This window comes from Tepidibacillus fermentans (assembly GCF_004342885.1).
Taxonomy (GTDB): domain Bacteria; phylum Bacillota; class Bacilli; order Tepidibacillales; family Tepidibacillaceae; genus Tepidibacillus; species Tepidibacillus fermentans.
Genome location: NZ_SMAB01000002.1, coordinates 69192 through 88341, shown reverse-complemented (window position 1 = coordinate 88341; position 19150 = coordinate 69192). Strand labels below are relative to the sequence as shown.

At 36.0% G+C, this 19150-nt stretch carries 18 protein-coding genes; all 18 read right to left on the bottom strand.

Annotated features, from left to right (window positions below):
• Positions 1–7: 7 nt before the first annotated feature.
• A complete protein-coding gene (locus EDD72_RS01800) occupies positions 8–238 on the bottom strand; it encodes a 4Fe-4S binding protein (protein WP_207893615.1) in 231 nt (76 codons plus the stop codon).
• A gap of 20 nt (positions 239–258) precedes the next feature.
• Complete coding sequence (locus tag EDD72_RS01795; protein ID WP_132766922.1) at positions 259–945, bottom strand: ATP-binding protein; 687 nt, start codon at positions 943–945, stop codon at positions 259–261.
• Positions 935–2032, bottom strand: a complete 1098-nt coding sequence (buk, locus tag EDD72_RS01790) for a butyrate kinase (RefSeq protein WP_132766921.1) — start codon at positions 2030–2032, stop codon at positions 935–937. Before buk ends, EDD72_RS01795 begins: the two co-directional genes overlap by 11 nt.
• 69 nt (positions 2033–2101) lie before the next feature.
• Entirely contained in the window at positions 2102–3199 is a 1098-nt protein-coding gene (locus tag EDD72_RS01785; RefSeq protein ID WP_132766920.1) for a Glu/Leu/Phe/Val family dehydrogenase, read from the bottom strand.
• Positions 3200–3213: 14 nt separating this feature from the next.
• Positions 3214–4134 (bottom strand): phosphate butyryltransferase, encoded by a 921-nt coding sequence (gene ptb / locus EDD72_RS01780; RefSeq protein ID WP_132766919.1) that lies wholly within the window; start codon positions 4132–4134, stop codon positions 3214–3216.
• A 170-nt stretch (positions 4135–4304) separates the two neighbouring features.
• Positions 4305–6023, bottom strand: coding sequence for a sigma-54 interaction domain-containing protein (locus EDD72_RS01775; protein WP_132766918.1), 1719 nt, complete (start codon positions 6021–6023; stop codon positions 4305–4307).
• A gap of 14 nt (positions 6024–6037) precedes the next feature.
• On the bottom strand, positions 6038–6826 hold the full coding sequence (locus EDD72_RS01770) for a hypothetical protein (protein WP_165894924.1): 789 nt from the start codon (positions 6824–6826) through the stop codon (positions 6038–6040).
• Positions 6823–7518, bottom strand: a complete 696-nt coding sequence (locus tag EDD72_RS01765; protein WP_132766916.1) for a glycosyltransferase family 2 protein — start codon at positions 7516–7518, stop codon at positions 6823–6825. The genes EDD72_RS01770 and EDD72_RS01765 overlap by 4 nt, the downstream gene beginning before the upstream one ends.
• Positions 7515–8180 carry a copper transporter gene (locus EDD72_RS01760; protein WP_132766915.1) on the bottom strand — a complete coding sequence of 222 codons (666 nt, stop codon included), beginning with the start codon at positions 8178–8180 and terminating at the stop codon, positions 7515–7517. The genes EDD72_RS01765 and EDD72_RS01760 overlap by 4 nt, the downstream gene beginning before the upstream one ends.
• On the bottom strand, positions 8181–9341 hold the full coding sequence (gene steA / locus EDD72_RS01755) for a putative cytokinetic ring protein SteA (RefSeq protein ID WP_132766914.1): 1161 nt from the start codon (positions 9339–9341) through the stop codon (positions 8181–8183). It abuts the gene before it with no gap.
• 380 nt (positions 9342–9721) lie between these two features.
• On the bottom strand, positions 9722–10429 hold the full coding sequence (locus EDD72_RS01750) for a M15 family metallopeptidase (protein ID WP_243643749.1): 708 nt from the start codon (positions 10427–10429) through the stop codon (positions 9722–9724).
• Positions 10430–10586: 157 nt separating this feature from the next.
• On the bottom strand, positions 10587–11375 hold the full coding sequence (gene spo0A, locus EDD72_RS01745; protein WP_132766912.1) for a sporulation transcription factor Spo0A: 789 nt from the start codon (positions 11373–11375) through the stop codon (positions 10587–10589).
• Positions 11376–11605: 230 nt separating this feature from the next.
• Complete coding sequence (gene spoIVB, locus EDD72_RS01740) at positions 11606–12916, bottom strand: SpoIVB peptidase (RefSeq protein WP_132766911.1); 1311 nt, start codon at positions 12914–12916, stop codon at positions 11606–11608.
• Positions 12917–13062: 146 nt separating this feature from the next.
• Positions 13063–14802: a DNA repair protein RecN gene (recN, locus tag EDD72_RS01735; protein WP_132766910.1), complete on the bottom strand. Its 1740-nt coding sequence runs from the start codon at positions 14800–14802 to the stop codon at positions 13063–13065.
• A 12-nt stretch (positions 14803–14814) separates the two neighbouring features.
• Positions 14815–15261, bottom strand: a complete 447-nt coding sequence (ahrC, locus tag EDD72_RS01730; protein WP_132766909.1) for a transcriptional regulator AhrC/ArgR — start codon at positions 15259–15261, stop codon at positions 14815–14817.
• A gap of 112 nt (positions 15262–15373) precedes the next feature.
• Entirely contained in the window at positions 15374–16189 is an 816-nt protein-coding gene (locus EDD72_RS01725; RefSeq protein WP_132766908.1) for a TlyA family RNA methyltransferase, read from the bottom strand.
• A 2-nt stretch (positions 16190–16191) separates the two neighbouring features.
• On the bottom strand, positions 16192–18072 hold the full coding sequence (gene dxs, locus EDD72_RS01720) for a 1-deoxy-D-xylulose-5-phosphate synthase (protein WP_132766907.1): 1881 nt from the start codon (positions 18070–18072) through the stop codon (positions 16192–16194).
• The gene (locus EDD72_RS01715) at positions 18053–18676 is read right to left on the bottom strand and encodes a hypothetical protein (protein ID WP_132766906.1); all 624 of its coding nucleotides are present in this window, start codon (positions 18674–18676) and stop codon (positions 18053–18055) included. The genes dxs and EDD72_RS01715 overlap by 20 nt, the downstream gene beginning before the upstream one ends.
• Between the last annotated feature and the right edge of the window lie 474 nt (positions 18677–19150).

Below are 19150 nucleotides of genomic sequence, written 5' to 3'. Positions count from 1 at the left end.
TTCCTCATTAAGATACCGCTTTCTTCTTAGTTGGACGATAAACCGTAATTACTGCATCTGGACAAATTCGGCCACAAGCAGCACAACTTATACAGTGGTCTTGATCAACGACAGTTGCTGGACGATATCCCTTTCCGTTCAAGTGATCTGCGAGAAAAATAATATTGGTCGGGCATACAGAGACACAAAGTCCACAACCTTTACATATATCCTCATTAAAAACAACACGCGATTCCATTTTCATTCCTCCAATCTATTTCAATCCATTTCCCATGGTAATCTCATAAAACGATCAATCGTAATGACTAGGTGTTCCTTCCCAAGTGATTCTCTTACCATGTCTGCCATTACATGCTGGGAGATCGTCGTATACAAAAAGGGAACATTTAATTGGGCACTTGCTTCCCTCGTGATCTCATATCCAGCAAGTATATGTTCCATCGTTGTTTCCATTCCAAGATTGGTATTATTAATCAGTCCTGTTACCTTCAATCGAGTAGCCTTCTCGATATTTTGAATCGTTTCACGGATTCCTTCGACCGTACTTACATAGGGTCGATTCGTATTCACGACAAAAATCATTTGGTAATCTTGATCTTTGATTTCATTGTAATATTGCCCTAACGTTGTTGCTCCATCTTTATCTCCACCCACATCAATCACTAATTGATATCTGAGGTCATGTAAAACGCGATGAATCTCACCAGAAACAATGGGTAAATCAGCTGTGGCCAATTGTCCCTTTGGAGCAATTAATTCTATTCCCTTTTCTTCTAGAAGTAGACTTACTTCTCGTGAACGAAAGTAAGGATTAATCACATCCAAATCTGTGAGTGCAACTTTTTCATAATTATCTTTTTGTTTTAAAGCCAAATTGATCGAAATTTCAGTCTTACCACTACCAAAATGACCAGTAATAATGGTGATTCTTGATCTATTTTGCATAAATGTTCTCCTGTTCATAACGTTTTTCTTCCTCTTGACCTCTTAAGATTCGTAATGCTCCTTCAGCTAGAGCCTGAAGTTCATTCTCACCTGGTATCACGCGAACTGGTGCGATCCAATCAATATAATCAGTAATTTCTTGAACCAATTCCTTTGAACGTGCAAGCCCACCTGTTAGGATGATTGCATCCACTTTTCCTTTTAATACAGTACTATAGGCTCCAATCTCCTTTCCAATTTGATAGGCCATTGCCGAATAGATGAGTTTTGCTTGTTGATCGCCTTCTTTAATTTTCTTTTCTACTTCCAATGCACTATTTGTTCTTAGATAAGCAACTAACCCACCTTCACCCACTATTTTTTTGCGAATTTCACTTTCAGTATATTTACCTGAAAAACAAATTGTAACTAAATCACCGGCAGGTAATGTTCCTGTTCTTTCTGGTGAGAATGGTCCTTCTCCATCCAAACCATTATTCACATCGATTACTTTCCCATGTTGATGAGCACCAACTGTAATTCCCCCACCCATATGGCAAACAATAAAATTTGCCTTCTCGTAGTTGAGGCCCATTTTCTTAGCCACTTGTCTAGCTACCGCTTTTTGATTTAATGCATGAAATATACTCCTACGTTCTAGTTCGGGTAAGCCACTAATTCTAGCTACCGGTTGCAATTCGTCGACAACCACTGGATCAACAATATATGCAGGAATATTCAATTGTTTTGCAATCTCATAGGCAATAATCGCACCTAGATTAGAAGCGTGTTCACCATATTTTGCCTCTTTCAAATCCTGAATCATCGCTTCATCTACTTGATAGGTTCCACCAACAATCGGACGAAGTAGACCTCCACGTCCAACCACCGCACTTAATTTTGTAAGATTAATACCATGTTGATGTATGGTTTGGAGTATTAAATCCTTTCGAAATTGATATTGTTCAATCACTTTTTTAAACGATTGAAGCTCATCGTGTTCGTGTCTTAATGTTTCCGTAAAAATTGGCTTTTCATTATCATATATTCCTATTTTCGTTGAGGTCGATCCTGGATTGATCACTAATAATCGTAAGGTTGGTTCCACTTCTTAACACTCCATTCAAGAGGAAAGAAAAGCGTCCAAAGACGCTTTCTCCCTTTACTACATTTGCTCTTATCGACTTAGAATGCTTTTTTCCTTTCTTAAGAAATTACTACGAACTTTTCGCATCTGTTCGATTCTTTCTTCTGCCATTTTATTTGCTGCTAAATAGGATGGAATTCCATCTCGTTCAGCAATTTCAAAAACCTTTAAGATGTTATCATAAATGGTTTCTACTTTTTTCATTGCTCTTTCACGATTATAACCATTTGGATTTAATTCATCAGCAACATTAATGACACCACCAGCATTGATGACAAAATCAGGTGCATAGAAAATTCCTTTTTCTTTTAAAATATCACCATGACGCTCTTCTTTTAATTGGTTGTTAGCAGCACCAGCAATTAATTTTGCTTTTAATACAGGGATTGTATCGTCATTGATTACCGCACCTAAGGCATTGGGTGAGAAAATGTCACACTCCACACCATAAATTTCATTAACCCCAACTGCTTTTACCCCAAAATCACGAACTACTCTTTGTACATTATCCTCATTAATATCCGTAACGATAATGTTGGCTTCTTCATCGTGCAAATGTTTGATCAGGTTATAGGAAACATTTCCTACTCCTTGAACAGCAATTGTTTTCCCTGAAAGATTGTCATCCCCAAACGCCACCTTTGCGGCTGCTTTCATTCCACGGTAAACGCCATAAGCGGTTACTGGCGATGGATTACCACTACTTCCAAAAGCCGGTGAGATTCCTGTCACATAATCTGTTTCTAAATGGATATAATCCATATCCTGCACGGTTGTTCCTACATCCTCAGCAGTGATATATCGGCCATTAAGTCCTTGAATATAGCGGCCAAATGCGCGGAATAGCGCTTCACTTTTATCTTTTCTTGGATCTCCAATAATAACAGTTTTTCCTCCACCAAGATCTAATCCAGCTGCAGCATTCTTATATGTCATTCCACGAGCTAGACGTAATGCATCGATAATCGCATCTTCTTCCGAATTATAGGTCCACATTCTTGTTCCACCTAAAGCAGGTCCTAACGTCGTGTCATGGATCGCAATAATCGCTTTTAGCCCAGACTCCTTATCTTGGGCAAAAATCACTTCTTCGTAATCATATTTTTGTAGATATTCAAAAAGTTTCATTTTCCGTCCTCCTATTAGAAATATCTGTTTATTTTTTTGTTTTGTACTAGAAATACAGCCAAGCAAATAGACAGTAACTTTGTTTCGCGTGAATCGGCTCTAGATGTCAATACAATTGGAGCCTTAGCCCCTAAAACGATTGCACCTACTTTTGCTTTTGCAAAGTAAACAAGAGATTTATAAAGAACATTTCCCACTTCAATATTGGGAACAAGCAAAATGTCCGCATCTCCCGCTACTTGACTCATAATACCTTTATGTTTGGCCGCCTCTAACGAAATCGCATTATCTAATGCTAACGGCCCATCGATAATCACACCTTGAATTTGTCCTCGATCTGCCATTTTAGAAAGGACGGCTGCATCGATTGTTGCTGCCATATTGGAATTGATGGTTTCAATAGCTGCAATGGGTGCAACTTTAGGTAAGGAAATCCCTAAAGAATAAGCAAATTCAACAGCATTTTCAATAATTTGAACTTTTTGTTCTAAAGTTGGTGCAATATTCATTGCAGCATCTGTGACCATAAACAGTTTAGAATATTCTTTTGCTTCAAAGACAGCTACATGACTGATCAATCCTGATGTACGAAGTCCAACTTCCTTATCTAGAACTGCCTTGAGAATGGTAGCTGTGGGTACTAAACCTTTCATTACAATTTGAGCTTCACCAAGATGAACCAATTCAATAGCTTTTCGCGAAGCCCTTATTGGATCCTCTTCATTTATGACTTTCACCTGATCCTTATCAATCGCTAATTCCTGAAGTAGTTCGATAATTTTTTTTTGGTTGCCAACTAGATGGAATCGGGCAATTCCTAAATCAATTGCTTCTTTTACTGCCAGCAATACTTCTTTATCTTCTGCTAGCGCAATAGCAACTTCAGGAGGATGATTTCGATTGATCTGTTTCAGCATATCTTGGAAAGATTTCACCGCATCACCTTCTTCAAATCCTTTTCATCATTTTTACACTTATATTTTAATGCAATATCCATGCCATTTCATAAATAGTAAGCGCTTTAATAAAACTTTTATAAAAAAATAAAAAAATCCTGCAAGATCTTGCAGAGAGTTGCAAATAATTGCAGGCTAAAATTTTCATACTAAAAATCTAACCCATATTTTTCTAATTTATAATAAAGATTACGAATCGATATCCCTAACCATTGTGCAGCCTTGGTTTTGTTTCCTTTTGCCTTCTTTAATACCTGTTCAATATAATTTTTTTCCGTTTTCTCGATGATTTCATTTAAGGGAACAATAGGTTCCGCAAGAAAAAGCTGATTCACCTTTTCTTGAGAGTTCGATACATTCACCTTTCCTAATAGTGGAAGATGATAATCTTCAATAACCGATTCATTATACCGCATATTAATCATTGATCGTCCAAGGACATTTTCAAGTTCCCGAACATTTCCTGGCCATGAATAGTCCAAAAAAATTTGAAGAACTTCCGTCGATACATGATCTACATTTCTTCCGTATTCCATATTTAATTTTTTTAATAAGTGATTCACCAAAAAGGGAATGTCGGATTTTCTTTCCCGTAGCGGAGGAATCATGATTGGAACCACATTTAAACGATAGTATAAATCCTCCCTGAACTTCCCATTTTTCACCGCTTTTTCTAAATCAACATTTGTTGCTGAAATAACCCGAACATCAACAGGAATCGGCTTGGTTCCTCCCACTCGGACTATTTCTTTTTCCTGAAGAACACGCAATAATTTCGCTTGCGTATTTAATTCTAATTCACCAATCTCATCTAGAAAAATAGTTCCACCACTTGCCATTTCAAAGAAACCTTTTTTCCCACCTTTTTTCGCACCAGTAAAGGCTCCCTCTTCATAGCCAAATAGTTCACTTTCTAATAGGTTATCACTAATCGCAGCACAATTGACACGAACAAACTGATGAAACTTACGATCACTCGCATTATGAATCGCATGGGCAAACAATTCTTTCCCTGTTCCTGATTCCCCTCTAACAAGTACCGTTGCATGAGTTGATGCCGCATTTTTCGCCGTTTCAATCGCGATCATCATCTTCTCACTTTTGCCAATAATATCATCAAACGTATATTTCGCTTCTAGGGTTCGAATAATTCTTCTAGCTTTCTCTAATTCTTCGGTTAATTTTTTTATTTCAGAGGTGTCATGGATAATCCCAACACTCCCTTTTAATTGCCCGTCAACGATTACAGGCGCAACATTCACCACAACATCTCTGCGTTTTGGCCCTACTTTTAAGTGAACTCCACGAACTGGTTTACGAGTACGTAAAACCTGCATATGCATACTTTCGCCTTCGGAAATATCGACATCTGCCGGCTTATTAATCACATCTTCTGGAGTTAAACCTGTTAATTTCGTATAGGCAGGATTTATCATCAATCCCTTACCGTGTTCATCAACTACCGATATCGCATCATTTGATGAATTGATGATCGCTTCTAACATACTGCGTATCGATTTAAGATCCGAAATCTGTTCAGTCAGCTCAATGATTTCGCTAATATCCCGAAATACTGCAACAGCTCCAATCAATTCACTTTTATTGTCAAAAATAGGTACTCGATTCGTAATAATTCGAACTCTATCATTTAATTGTTGTTCTTGATTCAATTCCTCTTTGCCAGTTTTTAAGATAATATGCAAACGAGTATTCGGGATCGTTTTATCCACTGGTTTACCAATCACTTTTTCAGCCTCAATCTGAAGCAAATTCTCCGCTGCTTTATTAAATAATGTGATGATTCCTTCATGATTCACTGCAATCATACCATCATGGGTGGAATCCAAAATCGCTTTTAGTTCATCCATTGTTTACACACCCTCTATCCTATTCCTTTCTGTCCTAATCGATCGATAACTCTTAACCATTTATGTTGTTCGATAAATTGACTGATAGAATGTCGCTCATTATAAATATTTATGCCAATCAATAGAATGATCATGAATAATTTTCCATATAATGGAAAGTGAATGCTATACCATACTCCTAATTGAAACCCTAACAAATTCGCTCCACCATCGCCTAGCATTATTTTAGCACGGATATCATAAAAGAACACGATGATAAGAATTCCGATTTGAATAAGTGGCAGCTCTTGTTGAAAAAATCGCGGAGCTTGTACTCCTAATAATAAGAATAGAACAAAATAGACTTTCAACGCTCGACCAGGACGCAAATCAAACAGATTCATCGTATTGGACAACATCACGATTAAAAAGAAATTACTCCCTATTACGAACGGATCCTTTGCCAATTGAAATGATAGAAAGAGTGCAACGATGCTTACGCCAACCGCTTTTATAAATCCAGAAGTAATCACTCCTTGTCGAAATGCAGAAAAGTGTCCTTTAAAACCCTTAACCTTTTTATCGCCATAATAATCATCATAGGTTCCAATCATCGTAATCAAAAATAAAGCCCAAAAATAAAAGAACTCCTTCTGTTGTTGAAGGATCAAAAGTAACCACTCAATAAAAAGAATAAATATACCAAAACTGGTCGGAATCAATTCTTCTTTATAGTTTTTTTCCACTTTCCCTAATCGCTTTAAGAAAATGATATAAAAAGGTAATAAAATGATTGTTAGGAACATGGATAATAACATGATCATTCGCTCATCCTCCATTTTCCTACTAGAGTGATAAAGACATCAATAAATTCCTTTCCTCGATGGATAAACCCTTGTAAATCTCTCCCCGTTTCACGATGAGAAAAAGGTATTTCGACTTCTTGAATCTGAAATCCCTGTTTTAAAACATCAATGGTTAGTCCTACTTCAATGCCAAACCCTTTATCTAAACGATCAATATTTGTCATTACATCCCGTTTCATCACCCGCTGTCCTGATAATGGAGCCATGGATTTAAATCCTGTAATCTTATATATACCCTTTTGGGCCAATCCCTTAACGAGACCAAAACCTGCTTTTTTCTTCGTCTTAGGCAGAATCGCAATTGTCATATCTATATTTTGTTGCATCACTGGATCAATTAAATTCGTTGCGTACCTGCTTGTTTCACCTAAGTCGGCATCTAAAAATACTAAAATCTCACCTTTTGCCCTTTTTACACCTTGCATAAGCGCTTGACCCTTTCCTTGATTATGTTCCAAAGAAATAACTTGAAGTTCTTTATAGATAGGTTCTAAAAGCGAAAGGATCTTTTTGGTATTATCCTGACTTCCATCATCAACAACGATGACTTCTTTCTGATAGGATAACTCCATCACAGATCGTATGGTTTTTTCAATATATTTTTCTTCGTTAAAGGCTGGGATGATGATGGAAACGAAAGTGCCTGTCATCTTTTATTCTCCTCGAATAAATTCTTCAAAAAAAATATGAAATCATAATGATCTTCTACAGAACTCACATTTAAAACTTGGTAATGAACCTTATCCATCGGCGTTAATCTTTCTGTTTTATTTTTTTCATTTGTTGATAGAATCACTATAGGTATCATCGAAGGTAACATTGAACGATCAAATTCTAAATCTTCTTTTTCATTGGGAATATAAATAATCACATCATAAGGCAGAACATTTTGTTTTGTTTCAGAAAATGATAGAGATTGGAACACTGCCTTTTCATAATCAAGATGGTCGTTAGTGCCACCAGCGATTCGAATAGCATCTTTTAATATTGAAAAATGATCTTCTGAATCATCTTCAATCCATAGAATTCTTTTTCCATCAATCATATGCACAACGCTTTTATGCAAAAGTTCTTTGGATTCTCTTTTTACTTCTTTTAGTTCCAGTTCTAAACTCTTTTGTTTTTGCAAATATTCCTTATTGCTTTCTCTTAGTTGATTTGCTTCTCTTTGATAGTAGGATAATATTTTTTGTTGATTTTGTTGGATCCACTGTTGCCCTAATGTTCCCCCGATTAAAATCCCAAGGCTTAAAGATAGAAATATGGCAATAATTGTTGTTGTATAATAGCGGTTTGTTATCAACTTATTCACCTACATGAATATCATTTTAATGTTAATCCACATCATTTGGAGTAAACGTACCATATCATGATTGATCATACTAATCGCCAATATCGGTGTCGTTGCAGCTAAACCGATAAACGAAAGCGACTTCCAATGGACTTGTGGATGGTACAACTTACTTACTCCTTTTGCATCAACCAATTTATTTCCAATTTTCATTCTAACCAGAATTGTACTCGCCATTCCCTTACGTCCCTTTTCCAGAAAATCGACCATATGAGAATGTGTTCCTAAGGCTACAATGATCTCTGCTTGTTTTTCATACGCTAATAACATCGCTACATCTTCGCTTGTTCCTTTTGAAGGAATGATCTTTGCCTCTAGACCTAAATCATAGATTCGCTTTAAACCTGGAGCATAACCATTAGGGTATGCGTGAACAAGAATTTCCGCACCAGAACGAAGCGCTTGATCGGATACACTATCCATATCCCCAAGGATGATATCTGGGATTAAACCGTATTCTAATAATGCATCTGCTCCACCATCAACACCAATTAATACAGGTTTTATATCTTCAATGTACGATTTGATCGCAGAGAGATCTTCACGATAATCAGTGCCTCTAACAACAACTACTACATGTTTTCCTTTTATTTGCGTTTTTAACAAAGGTATTTTCAGTGGTTTTAGGAAAAAATCCTTTTCTTTTAAAGCATGTTCTAATGTATTATTGATAAACCGACCTAATTCATTTTCGAGATTTTGTCTAGCTTTTTTAAACAAATCTTCCCATTTTTCTATCGTACATGGCTCAATCTCAACCATAATTCTTTCAGGTAACGATTCAAAGTAAGCAATATTGTTGACGATATCAATCTCGACTTTGTTTTGATCAGGGATTTTGGGGAAAAGATGAGTCGTTTGATTTTTAACATCAAAAACGGGAATTTTCCTATCCAAAATTTTTTTCAATCCCAACGTTGGGTAAGACCCTGTGAATGATGGAGAAAAATTGATGATTGCTTTTACTTTTTTTTCAATTAATCCTTGTGCTGCGATTTCATCAATATCTGTATGGTGAATCACTGCAATCTGATTTGTTCGGATTCTTCTTAATAAATGCTTTGTTTTTTTATCGATCAGATAATTTCCTTTGATCGATTTGTTGTATTTTGGAAACAACATAAAATCATTCCTTTAATTTTTCTAGTTGTTATTATTTACCGGAACACATATCCTCATTCTTCCATTTTCATTGTAGTCATTAAAAATAGGTTTGTTATATTCAAACGCGCTCCGTTGTTGTAGCGTATACAAAGATGATGTGGCTTGTATGTTCAAACGCTACACCTAACATTACGGCTTTCCTTGAATAAACGGTCAATAGGAAAGCTCGCTCTCTAAAGCACCAATAGGGTACAAGTCACGCTATGCAACTAAAGTTGCAAGTCGTGCTATGTCGTAGCTTATAGAATCATACAAGCCTTTTCAAGTTATAAAACTAAGCTGCTAGTCGTACATGTCACTGTTTATAGAATATACAAAAAAAGTAGTGGCAATCTCCACTACTCTTCTAAATACTCTTCTAATGTCATTTGTTTTTCTTTCATCTCTTTTGCCGGCTTTTTACCTACATAACGAATATGCCATGGTTCATATTGGTAGCCCGTGATTTCTTCTTTTCCTTTTGGGTAACGAATAATAAATCCGAATTCATAAGCATGTTCGGCTAACCATCTTCCTTCAGGTGTATCCCCAAACCGTTCATTCAATTGAAAATTCACTCGACTACTCGATACATCCATCGCTAGTCCTGTTTGATGTTCACTTTCCCCAGGATACGCACTTGTTTGATTTGCACGTTCTGCTCCTTTTATAGAAGCATTATATGCAAAAATCGCTTTTTGTCTTTGATAGGAACGATACCCTGACACAGCAAATAAATTTAGATTTTCTTTTTTCGCTGCTTGAAATAAAGATTCTAAGGCCCCGGCTGCTTCTTTCCTCATCATCTTTTTAGGGTCATTACCTTTAAATGAAAAAGGTACATTTGGCTCTGTTAAATCTTGTGGGACATAATCCTCTGGTAAATGATGGCGTTTATTCACCAAAATTAAATATTCACTCTCATTCCTTTGATCCTTATTCCTTTGATCAACAATGATATCAGGCTTTGATTTATCTGTACTTAGAATCGATTTCCTATCAATTGGTAATATGAACATTAGTATCAACAATAAAAAAATGATACTATGATGAAACCGCTTTTTCATCATTAAGTCCTCCTAGCTCAAATTTCAATAACAATTTTTACGATAAAAACGATTTTGACCTAAAAATGCCATTAGATAAGAATTCAAAAATAAAAATCCCTCATTTGGCAATGCCAAAAAGGGACTAACCATACATCAGATTTTTAACGATCAACATTTACCCTACACGGTTTTGCAATCTTAAACGGTCGGCCACCATTGCGATGAACTCAGAATTCGTGGGCTTTGCCTTACTAATGTTGACAGTATACCCAAATAAGTTTTTGATTGCTTCGACATTTCCCCGACTCCAAGCTACTTCAATCGCATGACGAATGGCTCGTTCAACCCGACTAGGCGTCGTATTAAATTTTTCTGCAATCTTAGGATATAAGACTTTCGTAATCGATCCAAGTATTTCAATATCGTTATATACCATGGTAATCGCTTCACGTAAGTATTGATATCCTTTAATATGTGCAGGAACGCCAATTTCATGAATCAAGTTTGTAATACTTGTATCAAGATTTCTATATGGTACTCTTGTTGTTATTTGATGATGTTGTGTTATATGTGATGGTGTTGGAAGTGTTTGATCAACAACCTGACGAATTCGACTTATTAATATATCCATATCGAAGGGCTTAAGAATATAGTAAGAAGCTCCAAGTTCAACAGCCCTTTGTGTAATATTTTCCTGTCCAAAAGCAGTTAACATAATGATTTTGGGTTGTTTTTGTAAGTGCATTGTTCTTAATTTTTCTAAAACTCCTAATCCATCCAGATGAGGCATGATGATGTCCAAAATAAGAACGTCAGGAACTTCCTTTTCTAAAATTTGTAATACCCCATTTCCGTTGTAAGCAACACCTATTACTTCTATATCTGTTTGTTCAATCATGTATTCCCTCAATAATTCAACGAACTCACGGTTATCATCAGCAACTAATACCTTTATCTTTGACAATTTGATGTTCCTCCCTCTTATCCAACAATTGCTCCGTTTTCATTTTATTGAATTATTCGTCAACTAATTTAAGTTTCCTGCTTAATATTTAAAAATTTTTTAGTATTACGCTTGTATTCTCATATTTTCTACTTCTTTCGTCAAAAATCTACAAAATAAGAGCTGATATGAGTTAAAACAATGGGGAGGAAAGATTGGTTGTACAAAATACACGTAAACACGTCTTAAGGCTAACTTGCCTTAAGACGTGTTTCACTAATCTCCGCATCTCGGATCATCCACTCAATAAATGATCCATAACCTGACGTCGGATCATTCACAAATACATGTGTTACAGCTCCAACAAGCTTTCCATTTTGAATAATGGGACTTCCGCTCATTCCTTGAATAATTCCACCAGTTTTATCTAAAAGTTTTTTATCGGTTACTTTAATAACCATTCCTTTTGTTGCAGGGTATTTTTGTTGAACAACTTTTGTAATTTCGATTTTGAACCTCTCGACTTTCTGGTCTTCAATCACCGTTAATATTTCTGCTGGTCCTTCTTTTACATCTTCAGGAAGTGCAATAGAGATGGGTTCATTTATCAATCCATGAAGAGGTTTTTGGTTAAGGACGCCAAAGATACCAAATGGAGTATTTTTTGTAATATTACCAATTACGTTATTTTCATCAACAAAAATCGCTCTTTTCTCACCAGGTTTCCCATTTTTCCCTTTTTCGATGGATGTAACATCAGAATATAATATTTTTCCTTCCCTTACCACTATGGGTTCTTGAGTATCCATATCAGTAATTACATGTCCTAAAGCACCATACTTATTTGTTTTCGGATCATAAAAAGTTAAAGTTCCGACTCCTGCAGCCGAATCGCGTATATACAATCCCAAGCGATAAGCTTGTGATTTTGTATCAAAAACAGGATTTATTTTCACCTTAATTCTTTCTTTTGCACGTTGTAATTCTAACTCAATACTTTTCTTTTCAGTCGCTAACTGGTTTAATAATTTTGACACATCATCTACACTCGATAAGAATTTACCATTCATCTTTAAAAGTATATCTCCGATGCGTATACCCGCTAATTCTGCTGGAGAAATCGTTTTCCCATCTTCTGTTTGAATCGAATATTCCCCTACTACCATGACTCCTGCAGATTTAAGTTTAACACCTATCGTTTGTCCTCCAGGTATGACCTTGATATCTTTTAATACATTGACATCCACTTTTTTAAAGGGAATAACCCCAAAAAGCTTTAGCTCAACAGAAGATTTTCCAATTTTACTCGGTTTAAATGTGATTGGATTATTTAAGGATGTTTCAAAGGAATCCTTATGTCCATTAATTTCAACGATTTCGGGTTGATTAGAGCTTACGGTTACTGATAATGGTAAGGCTAATTTAAACTGTTTTACGGCAGATTGAAATATTCGTATTTCTTTAGGGAAAGAAGTTAAAGCCTGAAACGAAGGGGTAAAAGAAAACGCAACGATTAAAAGGGTTAAGATTAAGCCGAACCATCTTTTTATATCTAGGGACATCACATCACACTCCTAAGCTACCTCTACACCTCCATTTTCTCTGTATATTTAAGTTGTCCTTGAATGTTTTTCTTTATAACGTTAATTCATTCCTATTTTGATAAAATCACACTTAACAAAGAGAAAAAGCTACATATCAGTAGCTTTCATAAAATGTTTCGAATTAACATTGTCTTATGCTCTTTTGCTTGATCAATCATTTCTTTTGCATGTTTTTTGGATGTCTCCGTTATTTCCATTCCACCTAACATTCGAGCTATTTCCTTTACTCTTTCCGTCTCATTTAACCGTAATATTTCAGTAAATGTGTGGTCTTTCATAACTTTCTTCTGTATTAAATAATGATGATCTCCCATCGCTGCTACTTGAGGCAAATGTGTTATCACAAAAATTTGCTTATTTCTTGAAACAAGCGATAACTTTTCCGCAATTGATTGTGCCGCACGACCGCTAACACCTGTATCAATTTCATCAAACACGAATGTAGAAATTGCATCTTGATGGGATAAAATTGTTTGTATTGCTAACATAATCCGTGATAACTCGCCACCAGAAGCGATTTTATTTAATGGTTTTAAAGGCTCACCAGGATTTGGGGCAATTAAAAATTGAATTTTATCTAAACCATTTGCAGATACAGAATAATGTTTCCCATTTACCTGTATACCATGATCATTCTCCTGATACGTAATTTCAATTTTAAATTGTACATCTTTCATTTGAAGGTCTTTTAATTCCTTTTCAATTTGATCCGATAATATTTTTGCCAATTCTTGGCGAAGTTTTGATAATTCTAATGCTTCTACAACTAGATCTTGTTCAATTTCTTCTAAATCAGACTGTAATTTTTGTAAATGATGATCACGATGTTCTAATAGCTCAATTTCATCTTCAATTATTGCGGCATATTCTAATATCGCTTCAACCGTATCGCCATATTTTCTTTTTAGATGGTGAATGGTAGATAAGCGTTCTTCAATATGCTCAATTTGACTTGGATTAAAATCATATTGTTGGATCATTCGATTCATTTCCATCGAATAGTCCTCAATTTGGTAATAAAAACTTTGCAATTGTTCATGAATTTCTGCAATTTTAGAATCATAACTGCTAATGGAATCAAGTACCGACGTAACATAGGATAAAAGGTCAATGACACCATTTTCTTGTGATAAAATTCTTGAACTATCCGTTAAACCTTTAATAATCTTCTCAGCATGGCGAATTTGGTTTCGTTGGTTGACTAATTCTTCATCTTCACCTAACTTCAAATTTGCTTGAGCAATTTCGTTAATTTGGTATTTTAACAAATCTAAACGTTGGGTCAATTCCTTTTCACCATCTGTTAAATGTTTTACTTCTTTTAACATACTCTGATATCTTTGATATAATGATTGAAATTCTTGTTTCGATGATTGAATCGCAATTTGGCCATAAGCATCTAACATCTCAAGTTGTTTTTCCTCATCAAGCAAATGTTGGTGTTGGTGTTGTCCATGTATCTGAATTAACCATTCTCCAATTTCTTTTAACATAGAAAGTGTGACGAGATGTCCATTTACTCGACAAATACTCTTTCCATTTTTTAAAATTTCACGTTTCAACAAGAGGAAATGATCTTCAGGAACTTCCATACCAAGTGACTCGATAATACCAAAAACAGGATGCCGGGGATCAAGATCGAATAAAGCTTCGATTTCTGCTTTATTTTCTTCGTAACGAATATAATCCGTTGATCCTCTTCCACCGGTTACGAGTTGGATCGCATCAATAATGATTGACTTTCCAGCACCCGTTTCCCCTGTTAAAATATTTAATCCTTTATCAAAGCCTATCTTTAGTTCATCAATAATGGCAAAGTTACGAATAAATAGCTCTAATAACATCGCGCTCACCACTTATAACATCGCTAAGAACTTTTTTGCAATCTCTTCTGCGCTTTCTTTTGAACGACAAATAATCAAGCAGGTATCATCACCACAAATGGTGCCCATGATTTGTTCCCAACCCAAATTGTCAATCAAAATTCCTACCGCATTTGCATTTCCTGGTAACGTTTTCAAAACAATCAGGTGATCTGTGTAATCTAATCCGACAAAGCTATCGAAGAGTGTACGTCTTAATTTTTGTAATGGATTAAAACGTTGATCAGCTGGTAAAGAATACTTGTACTTCCCATTTTGTAAGGGAACTTTTACTAGATGTAGTTCCTTGATATCTCTTGAAACCGTAGCCTGTGTTACGTTAAAACCCGCTTTACGAAGTTCATCCACCAATTCATCCTGGGTCTCAATCTCTTTATTTGCAATAATCTCACGAATTTTAATATGTCTTTTTCCTTTCATTCAAATCCTCCGTTATGAGAAATCAATGTTATTATTGAATAATTATACACGAAATTAATATGAAAAAAAACCAAATAACGATAAGAAAACAACCCTATTTAGGATTGTTTTCTTAAAGTTCTGTATGAGCAGCCCGAACGGTTTTTATGATTAATTCCTCAAAATCAGCTACTGTTTGTCCACTCTCTTTATAAATCATATACATTAAAAACTCGATGTTTCCCTCACCGCCTTTGATCGGTGAATAGGTTAATCCCTGAATATCATACCCTGTTTCTAATGAGAAAAAGATTGTATTTCTCAAGACTTGCTGGTGAATTTTTGGATCTTTAATAATCCCGTTTTTACCAATAAATTCTTTTCCTGCTTCGAATTGCGGTTTGATTAATGCAACAACTTCGCCATTTGGAATCAACAGCGTTTTTAGATGATTCAAGATGATCTTTAAAGAAATAAACGAGACATCAATCGTAGCGAAATTAGGTAAAGATGAGACTAAATTTTCTTTTGTTAGATAGCGAAAATTGGTTCTTTCCATCACATGAACACGCGGATCTTGTCTTAAAGTCCAAGCGAGTTGGCCATAACCCACATCAATGGCATAGACTTCTTTAGCACCGTATTGCAGCGCACAATCCGTAAAACCACCCGTAGAAGCACCAATATCCATAACCACTTTGTTTGTTAAATCCAATTGGAAGGTCTCAATCGCTTTTAACAATTTCAAGCCACCACGTGAAACAAAAGGATGTATATCCCCTTTCACTTCGATTTTTGCTTCTACATCCACTTTCATTCCCGGTTTATCAACCACTTGCTCATCTACTTTGACTAATCCAGCCATAACACTTCGCTTAGCTTTTTCTCGAGAATCAAAGAATCCTTTTTCAACTAATAGAGTGTCAATTCTTTCTTTTTTTGCCATTATTTTTATGCCCTTTGTTTATGAAAAATTAGATTTTTTACTTGTTCTGCGATATTTTCCGCAGTTAAACCGACTAATTCACGCAATTCAGGAATACTCCCTTGTTCGATAAACTGATCAGGAATCCCAATCATTCTGATATTCATTTCTTTCTGATGTTCAGAATAAAATTCTAAGATGGAGCTACCAAAACCGCCTTTGATGACACCTTCTTCTACCGTTAGTATATCTAAACCTTTATCTGCAAAATCCAGTAACATTTCTTCATCTAATGGCTTTATAAATCGTGCATTTACCACCATTGGTTCTATGCCTATCTCCGCAAGTTTACTTGCAGCTTGTAAAGCAAGGTGTACCATAGGACCGACTGCTAAAATCACTACATCTTGACCATTACTCACAATTTCAAATTTACCAATTGGAATAGGTTGAAATTCTTCATCCAATTCAACTCCTAACCCACTCCCTCTTGGATAGCGAACAGCAACAGGACCATCACAATACTCTATTGCCGTATATAACAAATGTTGTAATTCATTTTCATCTTTAGGCATCATAATGGTCATATTCGGTAAACTACGTAAATAGGCAATATCAAAAACACCATGGTGTGTTTCTCCGTCTGCCCCGACGAAACCTGCACGGTCGATTGCAAAGGTAACGTGAAGATTCTGTCTCGTTACATCATGGACTAATTGATCATATCCACGCTGAAGAAAAGTTGAATAAATTGCAAGAACGGGTTTCATTCCTTCAACAGCTAACCCTGCGGCCATCGTTGTTGCGTGTTGTTCTGCGATTCCCACGTCAAAAAATCGTTTAGGATACATCGCCTGAAATAATGTCAGCCCAGTTCCACTAGGCATTGCCGCTGTAATCGCAACAATCTTTTTATCTTGCCCGCCGATTTTTACAATCGTGCGTCCAAAAATTTCCGTATAGCTCGGAGGAGATGATTTTTTTACCACTTCTCCCGATTCTATTTTATAAGGGCTTATTCCATGAAATTTATCCGAGTCTAATTCCGCTGGTTTGTAACCTTTTCCTTTTTTGGTCAATATGTGAACTAAAACAGGACCAGGAGTTTTATCTGCTTGTTTTAGAGCAGTAAACAAATCCTCAAAGTTGTGTCCATTGATTGGCCCAAAATAAGTTAGACCGAGTTCTTCAAACAATATTCCATTTAAAACAAGATATTTCAAACTATCTTTGATCTTTTCAGCTGTTTTTGCCAACTTGCCACCAATAGCAGGAATTTTTTTTAATAATAATTCGAGTTCTTCTTTTGCTTTCACATAACGGTTGTCGGTTCTTAATTTGCCTAAGTAATTATGTAAAGCACCAACATTTGGGGCAATAGACATCTCGTTGTCGTTTAGAATAATCATCATATTTCTTTGTTCATGACCAATATGATTTAATGCTTCTAATGCCATTCCGCCTGTCATTGCACCATCACCAATAATCGCAATCACTCGGTGTTTTTCACCTTTTAAATCCCGAGAAATCGCCATACCCATCGCCGCTGATAAAGAAGTACTGCTGTGACCAGTTTCCCAAATATCATGTTCACTTTCGGCACGTTTTGGAAAACCACTTAATCCTTTAAATTGTCTTAGTGTATCAAATTGGTCAGCTCGTCCAGTCAATATTTTGTGAACATAGACTTGATGTCCAACATCCCATAAAAATTTATCCTTTGGACTATCAAATAAATAATGAAGAGCAAGTGTTAATTCTACAACGCCTAAGTTTGGAGCTAAATGTCCACCCGTAACTGATAATTTTTTAATTAAAAACTCTCGAATATCAGCCGCCAATTTCTCTAATTCGGGTATTGAAAGGGGTTTAATTTGCTTTGGCTCTTTAATTTGACTTAAATCCATTTTTCCCCCTCGCTTTCTGCTTGCCTTTTTTATTTCCATTAAACACAGTAATGTGAAAACGTTCCTCTAATAAAGAAAAAACTTTTCCAACAAAAAGAATAATCTGAGTTGAATTCATAATCGCAAAAGATTTCCCTAAGGCCTTTCCCCCAACAGTCAGAGCAGCTACTGTTGCAGTGAATACAACGGAAACAAAAGAATATAAAAAAGTATTCTGATCTACTCCAATGTTCGACATAAGATGCAATACAACCGCTGCACTAGCTGTTCCACTCACAATTCCACTAATATCTCCCACAACATCATTACAAAAATTAGAAAACTTATCCGCATTTCGAACCACGCGGATCGCCTGTTTGGCACCTGTTATTTTTTCTGCTGCCATTGCGTGAAACGGTTTTTCTTCTGCGGCCGCGGCTGCTAGTCCTAACATGTCGAAGAATATACCAATAAGTATAATCACGAATACAACGATAATCCCAATACCCCAGCTTACACCAGATAAAACTATTGTTGAGACAATGGTAAAACTAGAGGAGAGCAACATTGTAACAAACGCTATAAAAAAACTCCACTTTGCAGAGTCTTTAAACGAAAATTTCATTTGATAATAAAACTCCTAATACAATTTTTTCAGCACTATAGGATATGTATGTGGAGTGGTGACTCTTTAGGTAAATGCTGTGGCTTAGGTCTAGTAGGTTTTCCCAGAAGAGACACCTTTCTGTCGCCAAAAAGGCGGTTTCCCTTTATGCTCTTCTCAATGGAGTCGCCAACCATTGGACTAGATTACCACTTAGTCCACACTTTAATCCCTAAAGAGCCTCTTTTCGAACAGTCTAGGAGCTTTCCTCAACAATCCGAATCCTATTCCTAGCCTCTTTTGCAATATAGATTTCATATAGAAACAGTTATACTTTTTTTGGCCAGAAAAAATATAACCTTTACCCTATAATCCCAAACTATATCACGCAAGGCAGGCTACGCTGCACACAAGTCATCTCGCATGCAGGTTCATACCCCAAGCCATAACAAGTCGGACGGTACCTTCTTGCTACATACTTGGGCCTCCGCGGAA